This window comes from Halodesulfovibrio sp. MK-HDV (assembly GCF_009914765.1).
Classification (GTDB): domain Bacteria; phylum Desulfobacterota; class Desulfovibrionia; order Desulfovibrionales; family Desulfovibrionaceae; genus Halodesulfovibrio.
In genome coordinates this window covers 202,576-224,285 of record NZ_WYDS01000005.1, presented here as the reverse complement: position 1 = coordinate 224,285, position 21,710 = coordinate 202,576, and the positions used below count along the sequence as shown (strand labels likewise).

General features: G+C 46.0%; 19 protein-coding genes. 9 read left to right on the top strand and 10 right to left on the bottom strand.

Annotated features, from left to right (window positions below; genetic code table 11):
• Nucleotides 1–96: 96 nt before the first annotated feature.
• From MKHDV_RS05885 to MKHDV_RS05870, 4 genes are all read right to left on the bottom strand, one after another.
• The gene (locus MKHDV_RS05885) at nucleotides 97–837 is read right to left on the bottom strand and encodes a septal ring lytic transglycosylase RlpA family protein (RefSeq protein WP_160713237.1); all 741 of its coding nucleotides are present in this window, start codon (nucleotides 835–837) and stop codon (nucleotides 97–99) included.
• Nucleotides 838–948: 111 nt separating this feature from the next.
• Nucleotides 949–2,772, bottom strand: a complete 1,824-nt coding sequence (locus tag MKHDV_RS05880) for a cache domain-containing protein (protein ID WP_160713235.1) — start codon at nucleotides 2,770–2,772, stop codon at nucleotides 949–951.
• Nucleotides 2,732–3,556, bottom strand: a complete 825-nt coding sequence (locus tag MKHDV_RS05875; RefSeq protein WP_160713233.1) for a hypothetical protein — start codon at nucleotides 3,554–3,556, stop codon at nucleotides 2,732–2,734. The genes MKHDV_RS05880 and MKHDV_RS05875 overlap by 41 nt, the downstream gene beginning before the upstream one ends.
• Before the next feature lie 363 nt (nucleotides 3,557–3,919).
• The gene (locus MKHDV_RS05870; RefSeq protein WP_160713231.1) at nucleotides 3,920–4,177 is read right to left on the bottom strand and encodes a hypothetical protein; all 258 of its coding nucleotides are present in this window, start codon (nucleotides 4,175–4,177) and stop codon (nucleotides 3,920–3,922) included.
• A gap of 521 nt (nucleotides 4,178–4,698) precedes the next feature.
• Here MKHDV_RS05870 and dsrA point away from each other — a divergent pair.
• The 4 genes from dsrA (at nucleotide 4,699) to MKHDV_RS05850 (ending at nucleotide 9,071) form a co-directional block, all read left to right on the top strand.
• The gene (gene dsrA, locus MKHDV_RS05865) at nucleotides 4,699–6,012 is read left to right on the top strand and encodes a dissimilatory-type sulfite reductase subunit alpha (RefSeq protein WP_160713229.1); all 1,314 of its coding nucleotides are present in this window, start codon (nucleotides 4,699–4,701) and stop codon (nucleotides 6,010–6,012) included.
• An 18-nt stretch (nucleotides 6,013–6,030) separates the two neighbouring features.
• Complete coding sequence (gene dsrB / locus MKHDV_RS05860; protein WP_160713227.1) at nucleotides 6,031–7,176, top strand: dissimilatory-type sulfite reductase subunit beta; 1,146 nt, start codon at nucleotides 6,031–6,033, stop codon at nucleotides 7,174–7,176.
• A 77-nt stretch (nucleotides 7,177–7,253) separates the two neighbouring features.
• Nucleotides 7,254–7,490 (top strand): dissimilatory sulfite reductase D family protein, encoded by a 237-nt coding sequence (locus MKHDV_RS05855; RefSeq protein WP_160713225.1) that lies wholly within the window; start codon nucleotides 7,254–7,256, stop codon nucleotides 7,488–7,490.
• A gap of 105 nt (nucleotides 7,491–7,595) precedes the next feature.
• Entirely contained in the window at nucleotides 7,596–9,071 is a 1,476-nt protein-coding gene (locus MKHDV_RS05850; RefSeq protein ID WP_160713223.1) for a cobyrinate a,c-diamide synthase, read from the top strand.
• A gap of 269 nt (nucleotides 9,072–9,340) precedes the next feature.
• Here MKHDV_RS05850 and MKHDV_RS05845 read toward each other — a convergent pair whose 3' ends face one another.
• The 4 genes from MKHDV_RS05845 to MKHDV_RS05830 form a co-directional block, all read right to left on the bottom strand.
• Nucleotides 9,341–9,892 carry a YbhB/YbcL family Raf kinase inhibitor-like protein gene (locus MKHDV_RS05845; RefSeq protein WP_160713221.1) on the bottom strand — a complete coding sequence of 184 codons (552 nt, stop codon included), beginning with the start codon at nucleotides 9,890–9,892 and terminating at the stop codon, nucleotides 9,341–9,343.
• Nucleotides 9,893–9,955: 63 nt separating this feature from the next.
• On the bottom strand, nucleotides 9,956–10,843 hold the full coding sequence (locus tag MKHDV_RS05840; RefSeq protein ID WP_160713219.1) for a helix-turn-helix domain-containing protein: 888 nt from the start codon (nucleotides 10,841–10,843) through the stop codon (nucleotides 9,956–9,958).
• Between the two features lie 55 nt (nucleotides 10,844–10,898).
• Nucleotides 10,899–11,357, bottom strand: coding sequence for a DUF721 domain-containing protein (locus MKHDV_RS05835; protein WP_160713217.1), 459 nt, complete (start codon nucleotides 11,355–11,357; stop codon nucleotides 10,899–10,901).
• A 380-nt stretch (nucleotides 11,358–11,737) separates the two neighbouring features.
• Nucleotides 11,738–12,787, bottom strand: coding sequence for an FUSC family protein (locus tag MKHDV_RS05830; RefSeq protein WP_160713215.1), 1,050 nt, complete (start codon nucleotides 12,785–12,787; stop codon nucleotides 11,738–11,740).
• 502 nt (nucleotides 12,788–13,289) lie between these two features.
• Between MKHDV_RS05830 and MKHDV_RS05825 the strand changes: the two genes are divergently transcribed.
• Nucleotides 13,290–14,210, top strand: a complete 921-nt coding sequence (locus MKHDV_RS05825) for a metalloregulator ArsR/SmtB family transcription factor (protein ID WP_160713213.1) — start codon at nucleotides 13,290–13,292, stop codon at nucleotides 14,208–14,210.
• A gap of 22 nt (nucleotides 14,211–14,232) precedes the next feature.
• Nucleotides 14,233–15,672 (top strand): adenosylhomocysteinase, encoded by a 1,440-nt coding sequence (gene ahcY, locus MKHDV_RS05820; protein ID WP_160713211.1) that lies wholly within the window; start codon nucleotides 14,233–14,235, stop codon nucleotides 15,670–15,672.
• Between the two features lie 347 nt (nucleotides 15,673–16,019).
• Here ahcY and MKHDV_RS05815 read toward each other — a convergent pair whose 3' ends face one another.
• A complete protein-coding gene (locus tag MKHDV_RS05815) occupies nucleotides 16,020–16,448 on the bottom strand; it encodes an MOSC domain-containing protein (RefSeq protein WP_160713209.1) in 429 nt (142 codons plus the stop codon).
• Nucleotides 16,449–16,702: 254 nt separating this feature from the next.
• Nucleotides 16,703–17,698 (bottom strand): MerR family transcriptional regulator, encoded by a 996-nt coding sequence (locus MKHDV_RS05810; protein WP_160713207.1) that lies wholly within the window; start codon nucleotides 17,696–17,698, stop codon nucleotides 16,703–16,705.
• A gap of 419 nt (nucleotides 17,699–18,117) precedes the next feature.
• Here MKHDV_RS05810 and MKHDV_RS05805 point away from each other — a divergent pair, with 419 nt between their 5' ends.
• From MKHDV_RS05805 to MKHDV_RS05795, 3 genes are all read left to right on the top strand, one after another.
• Complete coding sequence (locus MKHDV_RS05805; RefSeq protein WP_160713205.1) at nucleotides 18,118–19,095, top strand: DctP family TRAP transporter solute-binding subunit; 978 nt, start codon at nucleotides 18,118–18,120, stop codon at nucleotides 19,093–19,095.
• A gap of 359 nt (nucleotides 19,096–19,454) precedes the next feature.
• Nucleotides 19,455–20,012 (top strand): TRAP transporter small permease, encoded by a 558-nt coding sequence (locus MKHDV_RS05800; RefSeq protein ID WP_160713203.1) that lies wholly within the window; start codon nucleotides 19,455–19,457, stop codon nucleotides 20,010–20,012.
• Nucleotides 20,013–21,299, top strand: a complete 1,287-nt coding sequence (locus MKHDV_RS05795; protein ID WP_160713201.1) for a TRAP transporter large permease — start codon at nucleotides 20,013–20,015, stop codon at nucleotides 21,297–21,299. It begins immediately after the preceding gene.
• Nucleotides 21,300–21,710 lie beyond the last annotated feature (411 nt).

Here is a 21,710-nt window from a genome sequence, read left to right as displayed (position 1 = left end):
TTAGTTCTCGGCACGGATAGTCAGGCACACCCTGCACCTGCACTGTGTGCCTGTACATCTTACAAAAAAACCCGCGTAAAGCGGGTTTTTTTGTGCCTATTTTCTTGCAAAAATAAAGGCACCAGAAAATTCATTCGTGAGCGTTTTTTTGGCCCGCTCCGCAGCCGTATAAGTAAAGTAGGGACCGACATGCACTTTCCAGATACTGGAACTTACATCCTGAAACAATCGGCAGGAACGCCCATTACGGACAATCTTCTGCCGAAGTGTCTGGGCGTTGAACTTATCCCCGAAGGAACCAACCTGAATATAAAACGATCCACTTTGCTCTTTCGATGTGGATGCATACTTTTTATGCTCTGGGCCACCAATGGCTTCAATCTTTACTGAAACAACACCGGGTCCAAGCATGCCAAGCTTCTTTGCTGCGGAATGGGTCAAATCAACAACGCGGCCTTCAACAAAAGGGCCCCTGTCGTTAACTCGTACAACAACAGATCGCTTATTCTTCATGTTTGTTACGCGTAGGATGGTTCCAAACGGTAAATTTTTATGCGCGGCTGTCATACCGTACATATCGTACCGCTCACCGTTTGCAGTTTTTCTACCGTGGAATTTTTTACCGTACCAAGAAGCTTTTCCGTACTCAATAAAGCCCTTGGATGATGCCAATTTTGTGTAGCGCTTACCCCATACAGTATATGAACCGGAAGTCTTATGCTTCGCTTTTACTTTGGTAGGGGCTGAATATTTCTTGGGTGAAGAAATGTGTGTCTTCCCACACCCGACAAGCGAAATAATACATGCAATACAGAGTGATAAAACAAGAATTCGCAATGAATACTCCTAGAATATAATGCAACTAAAATAGAATATTCACTGGCTATAATATTAAAAGAACGCATGCCGCAAGAGGCAACATGCGTTCTTCTATCGTCTTTACGTTATCTAACAAAATTCTTCGGGCTTCTTGTCCTCTTCCAGTTCGCATTCACGCTGTAAGAGCTGCTCGAGCATAATATCAGCACCGATCACACCAGTAATGTTATCATCACTGTCTGTTACAGGAGCGGATACCGTTAATATCAGCTGTCCTGTAAAATGAGATGTGTACAGGTTGGTAATATGCAGCTTGCCAGTTTGAACCGGCTGCTTGAACCACTCTCTGGATGAGAAATCGTAACCGATTTCAAGAACTTCGTACTGTTCCTTAAATCGCAGATCAGTAATTTCTGATGCGATCAAGCCACCTTCTTTGTCAGTAAGATAGAGATACTGAATGAAAGGATAGTCGCGCACAAAATCTGTAAGGCAGCCGTAGTTCTCTTTTGTGAGAATAACCCGGCAATCTTCGGAAAGCTTGGAAATAAGCTTAGCCGCAAGATTATGTGCAACTTCTTTCAAGTTATCAAAATCAGTACGGAACATTTCCGGCATGTATCGACGTACAAGGCGTTCCATTTCTTTGTTAGAAACAGAAGTGGAGCGACCTTTTTCATACGCTTCCATAATACGGCTGTACACTTTACCAACAGCAGGGTGACGTTTTGAAACTTCACTATCGCCTGAAAGTTTAAGTGTCTGGTTAATCCAGTACGCAACACCGGCTCTACCGGATTTATCTGTAATGATAATCGGCACAGGGCGGTTAAGAAGACGAGTCGTGTCAAATACGTTGTAAATTTCTTCGTTTTTAGCAAGCCCGTCCACGTGGATACCTGCACTTGTGGCGTTGAAATCGCGTCCAACAAACGGATAGTTATCCGCCACTTTGTACTCAAGCTCGCTTTCGAAGTATTCACTAATTTCACTGATTACTCGGGTATCAGCAGCTTCGTCGTGACCGGTAAGGGATATGTATTCAATAATAAGCGCCTCAATAGGCGAGTTACCGGTACGTTCACCAAATCCGAGTAAGGTTCCGTTAGCGCCACCACAGCCATGCAGCCATGCTGTTACAGCGTTAACCAATGTTTTATGAAAATCGTTATGTCCGTGCCATTCCAACCATTCACTTGGCACGCCGACTTCATCCGTAAAAGCGCGGACAATACGAGGAACCGAACGCGGGAGAGTTGCTCCCGTATACGGAACACCGTAGCCCATGGTGTCGCACATACGAATTTTAACCGGCAGGCCGCTCTGACGGGAAAGATCCATCAGTTTTTCTGCAAATGGCAGGCAGAATCCATAAATATCAGCGCGGGTAATGTCCTCAAAATGACAGCGAGGAGAAATACCCCAGGCAAGAGCCTGTTCGACTACATCAAGGTAGTTGCGCATTGCCTGTTCACGATCAAGTCCCAGCTTTAAGTAAATATGGTAATCAGAGACGGAGGTAAGCATACCTACTTCTCTAAATTCCATACTTTTAGCTATCTTCAAGTCGTTTTTATGGGCACGAATCCATCCGGTAATTTCCGGATATTTGTAGCCCCTTGATCGGCAGGCATCGATGGCACGTTTGTCTTTGTCTGAATACATGAAGAACTCGGAGGCACGGATTAATCCGCTTCTACCACCAAGTCTATGCAGCATGTCAAAAATAGTTTCAATTTGCTTTACCGTGTACGGAGGTCTTGCCTGTTGGCCATCCCGAAAAGTGGTATCGGTGATGAACATAGGTTCCGCAGGACGCGGTGCCACAAAAACATCATCAAACGCGATACGGCTAATCTGCTTGTAAGGATACAGATCACGGAAATACTCACCTTGTTCAAGGTTCTCGAGTTTAAGCTTCGATGTCGCGCGGTTTAGATGAAACAAGGTCACTGTTCTTTACCCTCCTTGGAGACGAGTCTTTTAACAATTCTTCAATATTTTGGCGCACTGTAGCAGCTTTGGTACACGCAGGATTTATCTGCGCTGCTTCTATTGCTGCCTCTAACGCCTCATCAAGGCGTCCTCCTTCCAAAAGCCCTTCTGCTGCCAGAATATACATTTCTTCTGGCACCGTTCCATAAATAGAAGAGATTAGAGTGTCATAGTCGTTACCGAATACGCCCCTGACCAGCTCGTTACGTGAATATAACAACCTGGAAAGCAATAAATTTTGCTTGTTGTGAGCGCAGTAGATGCAAAAGAGTGTTTTGCAGCGTGAAAGCAAAAAAGAAATACGGGCAATTTCGCGAGACATACTCTCGCGAGTTTCCCCGAGGAGCTGTGAAAAAGGTTCGACAATGTCCTGAATGCCATTTTCCGCAGCAGGCTTCTCCAATGCTTTAAACATAGGAGCATAGTGCTGTTGCTGGTAGGCATCTTCTTTTAGCTTGATACATTCGTGAAACACATAACTGATAGCCCAGTCCAGAGCCTTCGCTACCACAGGAGCCTGCACGTCTGTTCTGAGCAAATGATGAGCGGTGTCTTTTAAACGCCAAAGCAGTCCCTTGTTCATGGTACTGCCCAGCAGATCACGCACTTGTGTAAACGAAACCGCACCGGAGTCTGAAAAACGTGCAAACTGTTCTTCCAGAATGCTTGATACCATGCAGAAATCACGCATGATATCGCGTGCAAACTCTTCTCTATTGGCTTCTATCCATCGGCGGGACATGATCACCTCATCTCGTGTTGCATCGGTCACAGTACACGATTTTACAAAAAAGGCAAAACCGGCACTAAACAAAGTCCCCATTGCGCAAAGCAAGGAGGACGACTGAACCAACCATTAGAACTCGTTGATTATTCAACGAATACGAATTCTACGCAATTTTTTTTTGCTGGTACAGTGACTCCACCATCGATTCTGAACAGGACGGAGCGCAAAAACACTCTTTCGATTACGTTAGTAACATTATATATGAACATTTTATACTGACGTTTTTTGGACAAAAAAATAACGGCAGCTCCTGAGAATTCAGGGCTGCCGCTAGTTGTACAAAAAATACAATATCTTTTGTACAGCCAAAAATGGCTACTAGTTTTCGCTGAGCAAAACTTTCGCTACAGAGATATCATAAAAAAGCATCGGGTCGGCATCGCGCCCCATTCCTTTATACATTTCTGCAGCCTGTTTGATGGCTTCAAATGGCACCCAACCGTGCTGATCCCATACTTGCTCATTATCTGCACGCCAAATGCGAAATTCAATGTCATCTGCGTTGCGACGCACATATACACGGGTTTTCTTATCATTCGGTGCCGGATAGTAGTAGTGTCCGAGCTGATCTTTCATAACAAACCTCACATAGTTCTTGTGTGGCTTTGACCTCATTTATGCAGCGAGGTCAAGTCTGCGCGACTGCGTTTTTTCCAAGTTCCCATCCATTTTTTTCTGAGAAAAAGATTTTACATCTTATTACATCTTAATCTTGCTGACATTTTTCCGCACCCTAAAATTGTGAAAAAAAGCACTTGCGGAAATATGCACTTTCTTTTGATGAAAGTTCGTTATGTTACTACCCTACTGCAAACTTAAATTGTCAGCATATAACGCGGGGTTTGCGTTGTTTTTCTGCAACTTACAAATAGAAAATGCTATACACAAACTTATCAAATACACTTGACAAATCGAGGCGTTCTTTCTAGCAAGAGATAACTTTGTCCAAAAAATCACGCCCTTTTTCAGGAACGAAATCTTAGACCAGATTTACTCCCTATAAGGTGCGTCCATCTTGACCGCTATCAGATCGCCTGCGGTGGGATGGAAGTGTCTGGTGTAAAAACACATACCAACTTTTTTGTGGAGGTAAGGTAATGGCGAAACACGCAACTCCGATGTTGGATCAGCTCGAAACTGGCCCTTGGCCAAGTTTTGTCTCCGACATTAAGCAGGAAGCAGCAACGCGTGCTGCTAACCCTAAAGGCCTTGATTACCAGATCCCTGTAGATTGTCCTGACGATCTCCTCGGTGTTCTGGAACTTTCTTACAACGACGGTGAAACTCACTGGAAACACGGCGGCATCGTAGGCGTATTCGGTTACGGCGGCGGCGTTATTGGTCGTTACTGTGACCAGCCTGAGCAGTTCCCTGGCGTTGCTCATTTCCACACCGTACGTTTGAACCAGCCTGCTGGTAAATACTACACCACTGATTTCCTTCGTCAGCTCTGTGACATCTGGGACCTCCGTGGCTCTGGTCTTACCAACATGCATGGTGCAACTGGTGATATCGTACTTCTTGGTACAACAACACCACAGCTTGAAGAAGTCTTCTGGGAAGTTACTCACAATCTGAATAACGACCTTGGTGGCTCCGGTTCTAACCTGCGTACCCCAGCAGCTTGCCTCGGCGAGTCCCGTTGTGAATACGCATGTTACGATACCCAGGCTGCTTCTTACAACTTGACCATGGAATACCAGGACGAACTTCACCGTCCAGCATTCCCATACAAGTTCAAATTCAAGTTTGACGGCTGTCCTAACGGTTGTGTAGCTGCTATGGCTCGCTCCGACTTCTCAGTTGTTGGTACTTGGAAAGATAGCATCAAAATCGATCAGGAAGCTGTTGCTGCTTACGTTGCTGGCGAATTCAAGCCAAACGCAGGCGCACACTCCGGTAAAGATTGGGGCGCATTCGACATCGAAGCTGAAGTTATCAACCGTTGTCCTTCTGCAGCAATGAAGTGGGAAGGCGGCAAACTCGCTATCGATCGTTCCGAATGTGTTCGTTGTATGCATTGCATCAACACTATGCCTCGTGCTCTGCGTATCGGTGACGAACGTGGCGCTTCCATCCTTTGTGGTGCGAAAGCTCCTATTCTCGACGGTGCACAGATGTCCTCCCTCATTATCCCATTCATTGAAGCTTCCGGAGATTTCGAAGAAATCAAAGAAGTTATTGAAAACATTTGGGATTGGTGGATGGAAGAAGGTAAGAACCGTGAGCGCCTTGGTGAAACCATGCGTCGTCTCTCTCTCCAGAAACTTCTCGAAGTTACTGGTCAGACCCCGACTGCTCACAACGTTCAGGAGCCTCGTCACAACCCATACATCTTCTTCAAAGAAGAAGACGTACCTGGTGGTTGGGACCGTGACATCAACGCATACCGCAAGCGCCACCAGCGCTAAGAAGAGGAGCACAATAACATGGCATTCATCTCTTCCGGTTACAATCCAGCGAAACCAATGGAAGGCCGTATCACTGATATTGGCCCACGCGAATTCACAGAATTCCTTCCTCCAGTAATCAAGGCAAACAAGGGCAAGTGGGCTTACCACGAAATCCTCGAGCCTGGTGTATTGGTTCACGTTGGCGAATCCGGCGATAAAGTATTTACCGTTCGTGTAGGTGCTGCTCGTCTTATGTCTGTTACTCATATTCGCGAAATTTGCGAAATTGCTGACAAACATTGTGACGGCCACCTCCGCTTTACTACTCGTAACAACGTTGAATTTATGACTGACAGCGAAGAAAAACTCGCTGCTCTTAAAGAAGATCTTTCTTCTCGTAAATTCGATGGTGGTTCCCACAAATTCCCTATCGGTGGCACCGGTGCTGGTATTACCAACATCGTTCACACTCAGGGTTGGGTTCACTGCCACACTCCTGCAACTGACGCTTCTGGCCCAGTTAAAGCTGTTATGGATTCAGTTTTCTCTGACTTCCAGAATCACCGTCTGCCTGCACCAGTTCGTATCTCCCTCGCATGTTGTATCAACATGTGTGGTGCGGTACACTGCTCCGACATTGGCCTTGTTGGTATCCACCGCAAGCCACCAATGATCGACCACGAGTGGACTGATCAGCTTTGTGAGATTCCTCTCGCAGTTGCTTCTTGTCCTACCGCTGCTGTTCGCCCTACTAAGATCGAACTCGACGGTAAGAAAGTTAACACCATCGCTATTAAGAATGAGCGTTGCATGTACTGTGGTAACTGCTACACTATGTGTCCTGCTCTTCCTATCTCCGATGGCGAAGGTGACGGCGTTGTAATCATGGTTGGTGGTAAGGTTTCTAACCGTATCTCCCAGCCTAAATTCTCTAAAGTTGTTGTAGCGTACATTCCTAACGAAATGCCTCGCTGGCCTACACTTACTGAGAAAGTAAAACTCATCATCGATATCTACGCTGACAACGCTATGAAATATGAGCGTCTTGGCGATTGGATTGAACGCATTGGTTGGGAAAAGTTCTTCGAACTTACCGGCTTCGAGTTCACCGAGCATCTCATTGATGACTTCCGTGACCACGCTTACTACACCTGGCGTCAGACTACCCAGTTCAAGTTCTAAGCAAAGTTACTTCGAAATTACGCCGGACGAGGGTTTCCCTCGTCCGGTTTAACGCTTAAACGCTAAAGGGGCTTCCCATGGAAGAATCAACTAAAATTATTGTTGACTTCATTGAGTCCAAATCTAAGAACAAATCTAAATTTTACTTCAACGATTTCCTTCCGCTCTTTCCGGATATGAAACCTCGTGCTGTAAAAAAGATCCTCTCAGAGCTCGTTAAAACTGAAGTAATGGAATACTGGTCCTCAGGTTCCACTACCATGTACGGTCTCAAAGGTGCTGGCAAACAGGCTAGTGCTGAGCACGAAGATTAAGTTCTTTGTTCTACAGAGCGTAAGGCGTATGGGCTTTTGTCCATACGCTCTTTCTATTTGGTAGACCCATTTCACAACTCGACACTTTGTGTAGCAAGGCATCATATGACACTTCCACGACTCATTATTGCCGGACTCAGCGGCGGTACAGGCAAAACCATCACAAGTCTTGGCACTACAAGAGCGTGGAGCCGTAAAGGACTATGTATCAAGCCTTTCAAAAAAGGGCCTGATTACATTGATGCCAAATGGCTGGCGCTTGCTGCACAAAACCCTTGTACCAATCTCGACCCGTACCTTCTGGACAATGCGACCCTCAACGCCCTGTTTGCCACCACAGCGACAGGATATGATGGTGCGCTTATCGAAGGGAACCGTGGTCTGTTTGACGGTAAAGATGTGACGGGAACCTGCTCCACAGCAGAACTTGCCCGCATAATCAACACCCCCGTTATTCTTGCAATGGACTGTACCAAAATGACCCGTACAGCTGCTGCAATCCTCACAGGTATGCTCAACTTTGAAGAAGGTGTTCACATCGCAGGTGTGGTTCTTAACCGCACAGCAACAGACCGCCATCGTTCTATTCTGCGCCAGACAATTGAGCACTACACAGACGTGCCTGTGCTCGGCTGCTTACCAAAGATTAAGAACAACCCTATTCCAGAACGGCACATGGGACTTATTTCAAACGCAGAGTACGAAGGAACAAACTCCGCATTGGAGCAAGTTGCGAATATCATCGAAGAGCATCTTGATGTAGAAAAAATGTGGGAGATAGCTTCTAGCGCCCCAAAACTTCCTGAACAGCCCAACGTGTGGGACGTGGTAGAAAAGGTCTCTACAGGTGCAAATGCGACCTCTAAAGTAGACAGTCCATGCACAACCACAATGCCGAATTGTCCGGAAGTTGATCCAACCATTACGCCTCGCATCGGGTACGTGCATGACGACGCCTTGTGGTTCTATTACGATGAAAACCTGCAAGCCCTGCAACACGCAGGCGCACAACTCATCCGCTTATCCATTACATCCGATAAAGACTGGCCGGAAATTGATGCACTCTATCTAGGCGGCGGTTTCCCTGAAACCATGCACGAGTCCATCACTGCCAATAAAAAAATCTGCGAACACGTACGTGCGCTCGCAGAAAATGAAATGCCAATCTACGCCGAATGCGGCGGATTTATGTATCTATGCAAAGCCCTTATTCAGGATTCAGCAACATCACCTATGACTGGCGTGCTTCCTGTTCAAACTCAGCTGTGCAAGCGCCCTCAAGGGCTTGGATATATTGATGCAGAAGTTATTGAACCAAACCCGTATCATCCACTGGGTTCTGTAGTCCGCGGGCACGAATTTCATTATTCAAAATGTATTGTGGATAATGGACAGCCAACATTCGGCTTCCGTATGTCGAAAGGATTCGGAATGGGTGAGCGCTTAGACGGGCTTATCTACAAGAATGTTTTTGCATCCTACACCCACCTGTTCGCACTAGGCGAACCGCACTGGGCAGTGAACTTTGTTCGGGCGGCGAAGGAATTCAAAACAGGGAATCCGGTTTCTATCGCTAAGTAGCTGTGACCGTGTGAACGAATTGTCCCAACAAACTTGCACAATGTTCCCTGTAAGACCTTTCTCTTTACCCTTCTCTAGCTGTGCATTGAAAGCCATCCCCTACGTATAGCAAATCTTCCGCTCCCTCAGTCTCCGAGACAACGAATGTCAGACTACCACTGCGCGTTCATAACTCTTGCTTGCTTAAAATCCACACTTGTTGAATTTCAAAAAGATGTTGCTGCACTACAATGCAGGGAGGCTAACCTCCCCGCTCGTATACAACGATACTACCTACTGTAAGTTGCTATGATTTGCGCCTTGGCAATAGTGTGCTGGTGCAAATAAAATCCTACCATCGCAGCGGGAGCCCCCGATGGAAGATCAAGACGGTCTACATCCAATGCGTAAACGGTAAATTGGTATCGATGAGGCTTATCTCCCTGAGGAGGACACGCGCCACCAAATCCTTTTGTCCCGAAGTCCGTTCTAGACTGAATAGTAGTGGCAGGAAGCAAAGGAGACTGATCCGTCCCAAAATTAGCAGGTAAAGACTGGATTGATGCCGGAATGTTAAACACGACCCAATGCCACCAACCGCTTCCGGTCGGTGCATCCGGATCATACAGTGTAACAGCAAAGCTTTTGGTTTCGGCTGGAACATTCTTCCACTCAAGGGACGGAGATACATTATCCCCCGTACAACCAAAACCGTTAAAAACCTGTTTGATTGAAAGACGCTCTCCATTTTGTACATCCGGACTTGTCAGAGTGAAATCTGCAGCATTCGCGGTAGAGAACAAAAGAGCTGTTATAACAAAACAAGCTAATAGATATCGCATGAAACCTCCAAAAGATAAAAGTGGTGTTTCAATAAAGGTAGCATGCGCACGGATAGGCAACTATCATGATTCGGTCAAAGAGTATTCGGAAACGGCATAAGCCCGTAATAATTCACTAGGGGTAATGCCAAAGCGCTGTTTGAAAAGTCCGGCAAAACGTGAAGCGGATTCATAACCGCAACGATAAGCAACTTCTCCCACGTTTTCTGTGCCTAATTGCAGCCTGTTCAAAGCAGCATTAAGCCGTGTCGCTTGCAAAAGTTCTCGAAAACCAATGTCCTCTGCCTGCAAGTGACGTCGAAGACTCCTTTCACCAACACCAAGACGTTCCGCGACCTCTGTGATTGTCCATCTATATCCAGGATCCATACTGAAGAGGAAGGCACAGCGAGCCTGCCAACTTTGTGCTTGCTCCCATAAATAAGGCACACAGGAGGTCTCCTCTCCTATGATGGTCAAAACCGCTTCTTGATACAAAGAGCGCAGGTGGTGATTTTGCGGGTAATTAGCAATGGAGTTAAGAACGGTTTCTATTGCTGCGTCCAGATCCGAAGTCATGAGAAAACGAAACATACTAGCTCGTTGAGGAGAAAGATTACTTTCGTTATTTTTCAACGCACCGACGCGCGCCAGCATTTTCTCATCAAAGGTCAAACATAGAGCAAGATACTGCCCTGTATCAGCTTCAGGAATGTTCTCCACTGTAAATTCTATCTGCGGAGGAATCATAAACATATCACCAACATGAAGACGAATAGACTCTGCTTGCAATGTAAGAATCTTAGTACCTTGCAGGACAAGTAGGGCGATAGTTTGAGGGGCTATTACAGACCGCATAGTGTGTTGCGTGGTGGAATAAACCGTACTGAGTGGGAAAATGGAATTATGCCCTTCTGCAGGAGGGCTGCCGATTATCTGCAAAATTTTTTGAGCAATTGTATCTATAGGCATAGTACCACTCTGCAAGGAAATTTTTTAAGATCGAAAAGTGCGATGCCCCACATCCTTACTCATATTTTTTCCCGTCATACATCGCAACATATTTTTTGTAACACTTAGTCACAGGTGATTCAGGATCAAGGATATGTTCTAGATCTCCAAGATCATCAGGCCGTGGTGGAATTTTTACCAGTGCTTTTTCAAACGTCGGCATAGTAATATCATCAAGAGCCTCTCGCCCCCGCATCAACTCGACCTGCACAGTATCAAACATATCTTTTCCAAGAAATGCATTCACCCGCTCAAGAACATCATATGTTTGCGCAGAAAGTTCGTACTGAGCCATATTATCTTCAGCACCAATAATAATCGTACGGTTTTTATGACCCAAAGGACGACCAAGCTCTGCCAGCTCCTCGCCCATAACCATGTCCCAATTCTGCCATAATGGCACAAGTGGCATGTTGCGGTCTCCGCCCTTCTCATACAGAAGCTTCTTAAGCATTTTGCTTGCGCTATGTTCCATAATTCCTCTCAACTTGTGGAAGGCTAATGCCTCCGGCAGACTGCGGTGCTTGAATTCTTTTGTCTCCGACGGGCAAGGGGCCAGCCCCTTGCATCCCCGCGAGAGGGACGCCCTCTCGACTGCGTTGACGTACAGGTGAGTTGTTGACCGTAAACAATGGTCAACAGTTCCAAGCTAAAATCACGACTATCAGTATACTCTCGCTTCTCAATAAAGCTAGTACACCTGATTTCTTTATCTAAATTTGTTCGTAACCACGTATTATCATACTAAAGAACAAACAAAAAAGACTCCCCCATAATGGCGGTCAAGGGGGCCTCCCCCTTGCGGATGCAAGGCAGAGCCTGCCCGCCGGAGGCAAACAAAACACAAGCTAAAAACTAAACGCGTTTGTACTTATTCTGCTTCTTAATAGAGATAATCAAATCTTCACCAAGCTGTTGGGCACTGTGGTAAAAGCTTACAATCTGCATCATGTCGCGCATAGTGATACGCTGAATCATCCCTTCTTCACGCAGATGTTCCAGCCGCTTATCTGCACTGAACAAAGCTTGCTGCAACTTGCGGTTGTCAGGAATAACATTTCGCCCGATCGCACGCATTACATCCTGCGATTCTTTCACCACTTTACGAATTTCAGCTTCCATAATGATGCAGTAATCACTGTCTCGGAGTTCGTGCACAACATGCAGCATGGCACGCAAGTGCTCTACACTTTGCACGAGAGTCTCAATTTTAATATCGAGCATGGCTGAATCGTCATCAACAAATAACCGCTCATGACGCAGGTAACCACGAAACAATTCTCTATTGTAGTGAATTTCGTCTTCAAGATCGATAAGCATGCCTTTACAGGTATCACACTTGAGAGCCATGAATGAGTCTATGATGAGTTCGAATTTATCTGCACAGCGCGTGAACTGTTCCTGCAAGCGCTCTTTAAGTTCTTCGCTTGCATGGTGTGGCCAGATAAGAAGCGCAACGATGAATGTTGAACACACACCGATGCTAATTTCTGCTACGCGAAAGAGGGCATATTGGATGTAGTCACCAGAGGCTTGCGGAGCGAGCATAACGATGGTGACGGTGATAGCAGCCATAGAAAAGCGGTTTGTATAACGCTTAAGATATGCGCAAAGCCCTACTGTTACGAGGAATCCTGCAAGGCGACCATGATCTGTAGGCGGAACAAGATATAGAGCTGTCATGCCCATTGTCGCACCGATGGCAGTACCCACAAGACGGTACCCGCACATCTGCATAGACGCGGCAACGTTACGCTGCATAACAATAACAGCGCTAATAACAGCCCAGAAACCCAAGTCCGGGTCAGTAAGTGATGCTAGAACATAAGAAAGAAGTGCAGCAAGTGCGGTTTTTACACCATACTTGATAAATTCTGTTCGCTGGCGCGAACCTGGAAACAACATTGAAAACGCTCCTGTTGAGCAGGCAGTCTGTGCGGATTTCTCGCAGCAAAATCTATCTGCAAGCTAAGTTATCCGTAATATTTTTTATGCCTGTGTACTTCGGGCAAGCAGTATAGCAAGCAGAGAACACATGCAAGAATTTTGTCCTGAACAAGTTCCATAAAAATCTGAATTATCAATAAAATAAGACCACCGTATTCAATAAAAGTCTCTACCCATCAACAGTTACGCCTTATAACTTTCTTCACCAGTATCTAAAATTCAGTATATCTTATTTATTACCACTCAATCATGAAACTGCTCTTTTCATAGTGCGAAGTATCCATGAGTAGCGCAATTATGAAAGTCGGAAACTGTTTTCCCCCAATGCTTTTGCGAGAATTGCACTAATTGTTATTCACGGTTGATTTACTTGACTGTATCTCAAACCTTAGATAAAGCTGTATCAAGTTTTCTTGATGCAACTCAATCAAGACAGCCGAAAATAGCATAGGAATATAATATGTCGACCATCCTTCCTGTATTCAAGGCGCTGGCAGATGAAACCCGCCTGAGATTACTGCACGTTCTCAACAGGTACGAGCTTAGCGTAAACGAGCTTGTTACCATTCTGGAAATGGGGCAGTCCCGCGTATCACGCCATCTTAAAATCCTCACAGGCGCAGGCCTTTTGACCTCTCGTCGCGATGGATTGTGGGTTTTTTACAGTGCACCACCAGAAGGCGAAGGAAGAGAGTTTATTGACGCTGTTGCAGCGTTTATTGACGAAGATGAGACTCTTGATTCCGACATGGAAATGGCTGCGACCATTATTGAAGAACGTGTTCGTAAAACGAAGCAGTTCTTTAATGCCATCGCCGAAGACTGGGATCAGCTCAACCGCGAAGTTATCGGTGATTTCGACCTACCGGGTGCTATTCTCGAACGTATGCCACGCTGCAAAGTAGCTGTGGACTTAGGCTGCGGAACAGGAACCCTGCTTGAGCGTATGCTTGAGCGCTCGCTGAACATTATTGGCGTAGATGGTTCCCCACGTATGCTGGAGCTTGCAAAACGCAGACTGGTTGAAGACGAAGACCGTATTTCTTTACGGATCGGCGATCTTGAACATCTTCCATTACGTGATGGCGAAGCAGATTTCGCCACCATCAACATGGTGTTGCATCACCTTTCCCACCCGGGAAAATCCCTGAAAGAAATCCGACGCGTTCTCCGCAAAGGCGGCCTGCTTGTGCTTGCCGACTTTGATAAGCACGACAACGAAAAAATGCGTGCAGACTACGGTGACCGCTGGCTTGGTTTTGACATGACAAATTTAGCGCTGAAGCTCACAGAGGCAGGCTTTGCATTACGTCAAAGCTCGCTACACCCTGTGCGCAACGGACTGACAATTCATCTTATTGTAGCTGAAAATACACAATAAATTTCTTAGGAGAAATTGAGAAATGACTGACGCAAACCGCGCTATCAAGCTTGATCTGAGCCTTGAAAATAAAGTTGCTGACATGTCTCTTGCTGACTTCGGTCACAAAGAAATGCAGATTTCCGAACGTGAAATGCCGGGTCTCATGCAGACCATCAGAAAATACGGCACCGAGAAGCCTCTTACAGGTCTCAAAGTTATGGGCTCCCTGCACATGACAATCCAGACCGCTATGCTTATCAAAACCCTGCACGCTCTTGGTGCAGACATCCGTTGGGCTTCCTGCAACATTTTCTCCACTCAGGATCACGCAGCAGCAGCAATCGTTGATTCCGGTATGGCAAAAGTTTTCGCATGGAAAGGCGAATCTCTTGAAGAATACTGGTGGTGCACCGAGCAGGCACTTACATGGCCTGACGGTTCCGGTCCTGACCTCATCGTTGATGACGGTGGCGACGCGACTATGCTCATCCACAAAGGTGTTGAAGCTGAAAAAGACGATTCCATCGTTAAAAAAGCATACGACAACAAAGAATTCCAGATTGTAATGGATCGCATCGCTCTGTCCCTTCAGGAAAACCCTGGAAAATGGACTCGCATTGCTAAAAAAATCAAAGGTGTTTCTGAAGAAACCACCACTGGCGTTCACCGTCTCTACCAGATGGAAAAAGAAAACGCTCTTCTCTTCCCTGCAATCAACGTTAACGACTCTGTTACCAAGTCCAAATTTGACAACCTCTACGGTTGCCGCGAATCTCTTGCAGACGGTATCAAACGTGCTACCGACGTAATGATCGCTGGTAAATCCGTAGTTGTTCTCGGTTACGGCGACGTTGGTAAAGGTTGTGCTCAGTCCATGCGCGGCTTTGGTGCTCGCGTTGCTATTACTGAAATTGATCCAATTTGTGCGCTTCAGGCTGCAATGGAAGGCTACGACGTAGTCACACTCGAAGACATGGTTGGTTCAGCAGACATTTTTGTGACCACTACCGGTAACTTCAACGTTATCACCGGCGCTCACATGGAAATGATGAAAGACGAAGCTATCGTTTGTAACATCGGTCACTTCGATAACGAAATCGAAATGGCATACCTCGAAGGCGATAACGGTTGTACCGTTCTCAACATCAAGCCTCAGGTAGACAAATGGACTCTCCAGTCCGGTCGCACCATCATCGTGCTCGCAGAAGGTCGTCTCGTTAACCTCGGTTGCGCAACAGGTCACCCTTCTTTCGTTATGTCCAACTCCTTCACCAACCAGGCTCTTGCTCAGCTCGAGCTTGCTGCTAACGACTCCCTCGAGAACAAAGTTTACACTCTTCCTAAACACCTCGATGAAGAAGTTGCACGCCTCCACCTCGATCGTCTTGATGCTAAACTCACCAAGCTTACTGAAGCTCAGGCTGAATACCTCGGTATCGACCAGAACGGTCCTTTCAAAGCAGATCACTACCGCTACTAAGCCGGTACTGAACATAGAATTAAAAAGCCGCAGTTACTGCGGCTTTTTTTTGCCTTAAAACGAGGCCTTGGAGGTTCTATATCGTTTTCATCTGGTTTCCCTGTGGGGCTTGCCTCCGGCGGCCTAAGAACCTTGTTTCACTGTCCGTATCCGTATTCTCTCATTCTCGAGAACGGCTAAGGCTCTGTAGAAAGGTTCTTAGGAATCTCCAAAGACTTTTATTCGCGAGGTTAGCCTGTTGCTTGCATAGCCTCGCGGCTTATACCCCACGACCTTTTATGTAATAAAAAAGGCTGTTCCTTGAAAAAAGAACAGCCTTGCAATAGCTTATGAGTCATAAAGTTTTGTTATGGTAGAAGAGTTATTTCATCGCCCGTTTTAATCTCACCGCCCTTGAGGACTCGTGCAAAAATCCCCTCAGTCGGCATTACACAGAAACCGACGGCTTTATGAATTTCGCATTTTGAATGACATTTTTTCCCGATCTGGGTCAGTTCTAGCAATGTAGAGCCGATTGTAAACTGCAACCCGACACGTAAAAAAGTAATCGGAAATCCGCTCACAAGCAGATTTTCTGCAAAATCGCCAGCCTTCAGCGTCGGAAGCTTGTGGCGCATCTTATCCACGCTCTCAACAGCAAGCAAACTAACCTGCCTGCCACTTCCTGCATGCGCATCGCCTTCAATGCCATGCTCTTCAATGAGCACAGCAGAATCTACAGGCTTCTTTTGCTCGCCTTTTTTCTTACTCACACAAATAGCTAAAACTTGTCCCATCTCAATACCCCGTTATTCTTAATCAGAATGGAATAATGCATACCGCACATTATAACTAGAATACGCTAAGTTATCACTGTACTACCACCATTCAATTCTAGAGTACATCTTGGCACAACAAACTGTAGTCATGTTAATTTATTGGATATTTAGAAAAAATAAAAAGAGATGAGCTTTTGAAAACAAAAAAAGGCCAACTTGCAAAACAAGTTAGCCTTCACGTAAAATCAGTATTTTTTATTCAGAGCAGTCTGCTAGCGAGAATAAACATCCGAAATAAAATCTTGCAACGCGCCGGGGGTAATTTCATGCCCGTTAGTGGTCATATCTTTAATGACCATAACAGAACCACGCAACGTAGAAGTTTGTGCCATGGTAAGACAAATATTATGCGGCACATGCGCCCTTTCCTGCAACAAATCGAGTTGCCAGCCGGAATTATTTTCAGACCAATGAATTGTGTAGCAGTCGTCCTCGACAAAATGTGTCATCAAGGAAGCGCGCAAATCATTAAGAGTAATACGACTATTACCTCGACCATGCAGTGGAGTATACTCACCTTCCCGTTCCTGAATAAGAAGCGGCATTGCAAGTATCTTGCGCGGCGGATCATGAGAAATTGCTTCACGCAATGGAACAAGCCTGTGCACTTTTGCTTTCTGAACCTGACTCTCAAGCTTTGGAGAGGGTTCTGTATAATCTGAATGAGTAGTGGAGTCAGCAGAAACGCTACAGGAAATAGCATCCCATAAGGCTTCAGTGCGTTCCGTTAATACACGAAGTTCTGCAAGTACTGGATCAGATGATGTTGTGCCCGATGTGCGTACATCTGCAAGCCCAAGTTGCTGCAAACGCGACTCAATGGAGCTCATTTTTTTAAGCATCTGTTCCTGTTTTAAGGAAAGATTCACCATGCTTGTCGCAAGGCTGCTCATTGCCTGCTTGTAATCGTCAGGCAAAACGACTTCTACAACTTCATTGTCTTCTTCCGGTTCTTCAAAAACCGGCGGAACAATAAATTCAAAAAGCTCAGCAAGACGCTGGTGCGTTTCTTCGATTGAAAGCCCTGCGCTAAATAAGTCGCGTATTGCGCGACATACCTCAAGAGCCTCATCTGTGAACTGAATCGGCTTTCCCTTGCTCGCTACAGGAATGCAATCTGGAAATTTACGTCTGTAACTTTTTACAGTTGTCTCTGAGACGCCCAAAATTCGGGCAATTCTCTTGTGAGTCAAAGGCATCTGGCTCATGTTTTCCTCGCAACTTCAGTAGTATAACGGTACCCTAATCGATAAATTATTTACAAAAAGAGTGCAACTCCCCACCTACAACAGGAGCTATTCTTTACTCAACGTGTAGCAGCCTTGTCTACATGGTAGCGAGCAGCACAGATATTGCGCACTACACATCCAGAGAACACAGTGTTTACTGTAACTTCGTGCATTTATTATCGTAAAACTACACATAAAAAAAAGGGCTGTTGACATTCCCCTCTGTTACAATAAATAACGAGCTACCGTTACGCAGCTTTTTGTCATTTTCTTTGCAAAATAACAACGTCTGTCTACTCAAAAACGGTTCCGTATTGGTTTCAATACGTACTATATGGTACAATTTCGAACAGGCAACGCACGCTGTTCTATATATCAAAAAGTTACTGGGAGACCTCATGAAATTCACAAAATTTTTTGTTTTCGTCCTCGCGGCAATCTGTTTTGCAGTTCCTGCAATGGCTGCAACACAAGTACAGCTTGCGGTTGTTACGAAGCCCGGTTCAGCACAGTACGTAGCGGCTGAAAAATTTGCAGAGCTGATCAAAAAACGTTCAAGCGATGAGTACACAGTTAAGCTGTACCACTCCGGCTCACTGGGAAAAGAAACAGAAATTTTGCAACAGGTTCAGCTTGGTGCAATTCAAATGGCAATTGTTACCCTTGGACCTTTCGATACCTTTGTTCCAGAAATCAAAGCGATAGCATTCCCGTTTCTGTTTAAAGATTCCGAAACAGCAGACCGCGTTCTTGACGGCCCAGTCGGCAAGGAAGCACTCGATTCATTAGCGCAAGCCGGTTTCAAAGGATTACAATTCTCCGAAAATGGCTTTCGTAATCTTTCCAATAACCGCGGCGCAATTCATTCAGCTAAAGACGTGAAAGGGCTGAAGCTGCGTGTAATGCAGTCAACATTCCATAAAGAATTATGGCGCACTCTTGATGCAAACCCGACACCGATGGGCTGGCCTATTTACTCCGAGTTACAGCAGGGAACCATTGATGGTCAGGAAAATCCATTGTGGGTATTTAACGAATACAAATTGTACGAAGTGCAGAAGTATCTCGCCCTAACCGGACATGTCTACTCAGTTCACATCGACATTGCTAATCTTCAGTGGTTCGAAGCATTACCAAAAGAAACGCAGACAATGTTCGAAACTGCCATGCGTGATGCCGCAATCTACCAGCGCAAAGTAAACCGCGAAAAAGAAGCAGAGTACCTTGCCACTCTCAAAGAAAAAGGGATGATCATTGACGAACACCCTGACATGAAATCTTTCCGCGAGATGGTGAAGCCTATGAAAAACATGGACATGTACAAAGAGCCAAAAACACGTGCCCTGTTAGATAAACTTCTCGACGCCACTAAGTAAGAATTAATTTCTGAAATAGATTGAGACAAATCTGTGCAGTGCAACCTTTAGCCGTTAGCAAGTCTTCGAGCTTTACGGATAAAGAGAGTGTAACGACGCAAGAAAAAGTCAAGATCGAAGCATACATCGACGTATGTGAGAGTTTGGCTTTTTCGCAGTAACGCCTGTCAACCGATGGCGAGCTTTCGAGCCGTTCGGGAACAAGTGCCCTCGGGGTGCGCCGCAATGTGCAGGTTTGTCTCTATCTATTCGGGCCGTGCATTTGTACGGCCCTTTATTTCATTAATTCTCCCTTGCGCATAACGCGCAAAAAAGGAGAAAATGACCTATTACTCACAATTATAAAATGGACACCCTTTATGCTCCGCAGCATTGCCTCTGTTGTTACCGCTGTAAGTAACGGCCTTGATACCGCCTGCCGCTGGCTTTTATGCACATGCGGTATTGCCATGGCTGTTGTCACAGCCTCGCAAGTTTTCTTCCGTTATGTTCTTAACAACTCCCTGTTCTGGTCAGAAGAGTTAGGGCGGGTGCTGCTTATCCAGCTCACATTTTTTGGTGCAGCTGTTGCGCTAAAAGCACACGCGCATATTGGATTAGATTTTATGGTGCGTAATCTTACAGAAAATGGACGCAGAAATGCTGCACTGCTCGTGCAAGTTCTCAGCTCAATCTTTTTCTTTGTTATGATGTGGTACGGGTTCCAGTTTGCAATGTTCCTCAGATTCCAAACAACTGCAACTCTCGGCATCTCACGCATGATCCCGTTCCTTGCTATTCCCATCAGCGGAACAATCATGCTTATTCATTCCCTGTCCTGTTTTTTTGAAATTTTAGAATTTAAGCCACATCCAGACAGCCTCTCTCAAACTGTGCATTCTGGCTGTGCAATCTCACCAGAAGAGGAGAATGAATAAATGACTCTCCTCCTCTTTGCCGTACTCATACTTCTCTTTTGTCTTAATGTACCAATTGCTGTCGCCGTAGGATTAAGCGCGGTTATTGCCTTCGTCATTGACGGTAATATGAACATGATCCTCATCACCCAGCGCCTATACGCCGGAGCCGATTCTTTTCCACTTATGGCTGTGCCGCTTTTTATGATTGCCGGACAGCTGATGGGCGCAGGTGGCATTTCCAAACGAATCGTTAACTTCGCAGATGCGCTTGTCGGGCATCTGTCCGGCGGACTTGCAGCTGTTTCCGTTGTATCCGCCATGTTCTTTGCTGGAATTTCCGGCTCTGCCGCAGCAGATACGGCAGCTGTTGGCGCAATCCTTATTCCGTCGATGGTACGACGAGGTTACACGCCTGCATTCTCCGGTGCAGTCCAAGCCGCCGCAGGTTCCATCGGTGTTATCATTCCACCGTCCATCCCTATGATCATTTTCGGGGTACTCACAGGCGCATCCATCGGAAAACTTTTTGCCGCAGGTATTCTCCCCGGCATCCTCATGGGGCTCAGTCTCATCGGGGTTTGTGTCTGGAATGCAAAACGAACGGAAACAACCGATTCCACAACAAAGCGTACCTTCTCCCTAGCCCTCGCTGGCAAAGCATTAACATCTGCAATCTGGGCACTCGGGGCGCCATTCATCATAATCGGCGGCATACTCGGTGGCGTCTTCACAGCAACAGAATCCGCCGCAGTGGCTGTTGTCTACGCTCTCTTCGTCGGCATGTTCATCCACAAAGAACTCTGCATTAAAGCTCTTCCAAACCTGTTCATATCCGCCAGCATTACTTCAAGCGTTGTGATGTTCATAATCTGTGCCGCATCCATCTTCTCATGGTACATGGCAATTCAAGATATCCCAGCCTCAATTGCGTCTTCAATTCTGTCCCTCACAGACAACCGGATAATTCTCCTCCTACTCATCAACCTGCTGCTCTTGATAGCAGGAACAATTTTAGAAACAACCGCTGCGCTCATTCTCTTTGTGCCAGTCCTAGTACCCATGCTTCCCACCCTCGGTATCGACCCCGTTCAGCTTGGCGCAATAGTAGTAGTGAACCTTGCCATCGGCATGCTCACGCCGCCACTCGGGGTATGCACAATCGTTGCCTGCTCCATAGCACACACTCGAATAGGAACACTCGCCAAAGCAATTGTTCCTTTCCTCGTTGTTCTGCTCCTTGATCTTCTCCTCATTACTTTCTGGGCTCCATTAACAACCTATCTTCCAAATTTATTCTTTAAATAAAAGCAAGTTAAGAGAGTTATCAACAGCATGTTCTTAATATGTTGCTAACTTGTTCACAATTTTCAAAAGTTATGCACATTTTTAGGAACATTTTACGAACATCTATAAATAGATTCTGGTAACTTTACGATGCTTTTTAGTCTCCGACGGCTCGTTTCACTATCTTTATCCGTAATCTCTCATTCTTCGAGAACGGCAAAAGTTCCGAGGGACAAGGGCTCTACCCTGCACCCGCAAGGGCGGACGCCCCCTTGACCGCGATTTTATTGCGATCAACTTTCTTAAGTTACACTTTCACGCGGCTTCACCCCACTGACTCGAACAAAAAAGGGCTGTCCTACATGCATAGGACAGCCCTTCTCAATTTCGCAAAAGGTAGTGAGGCATAAGCCGCAAGGCTACATAAGCAAT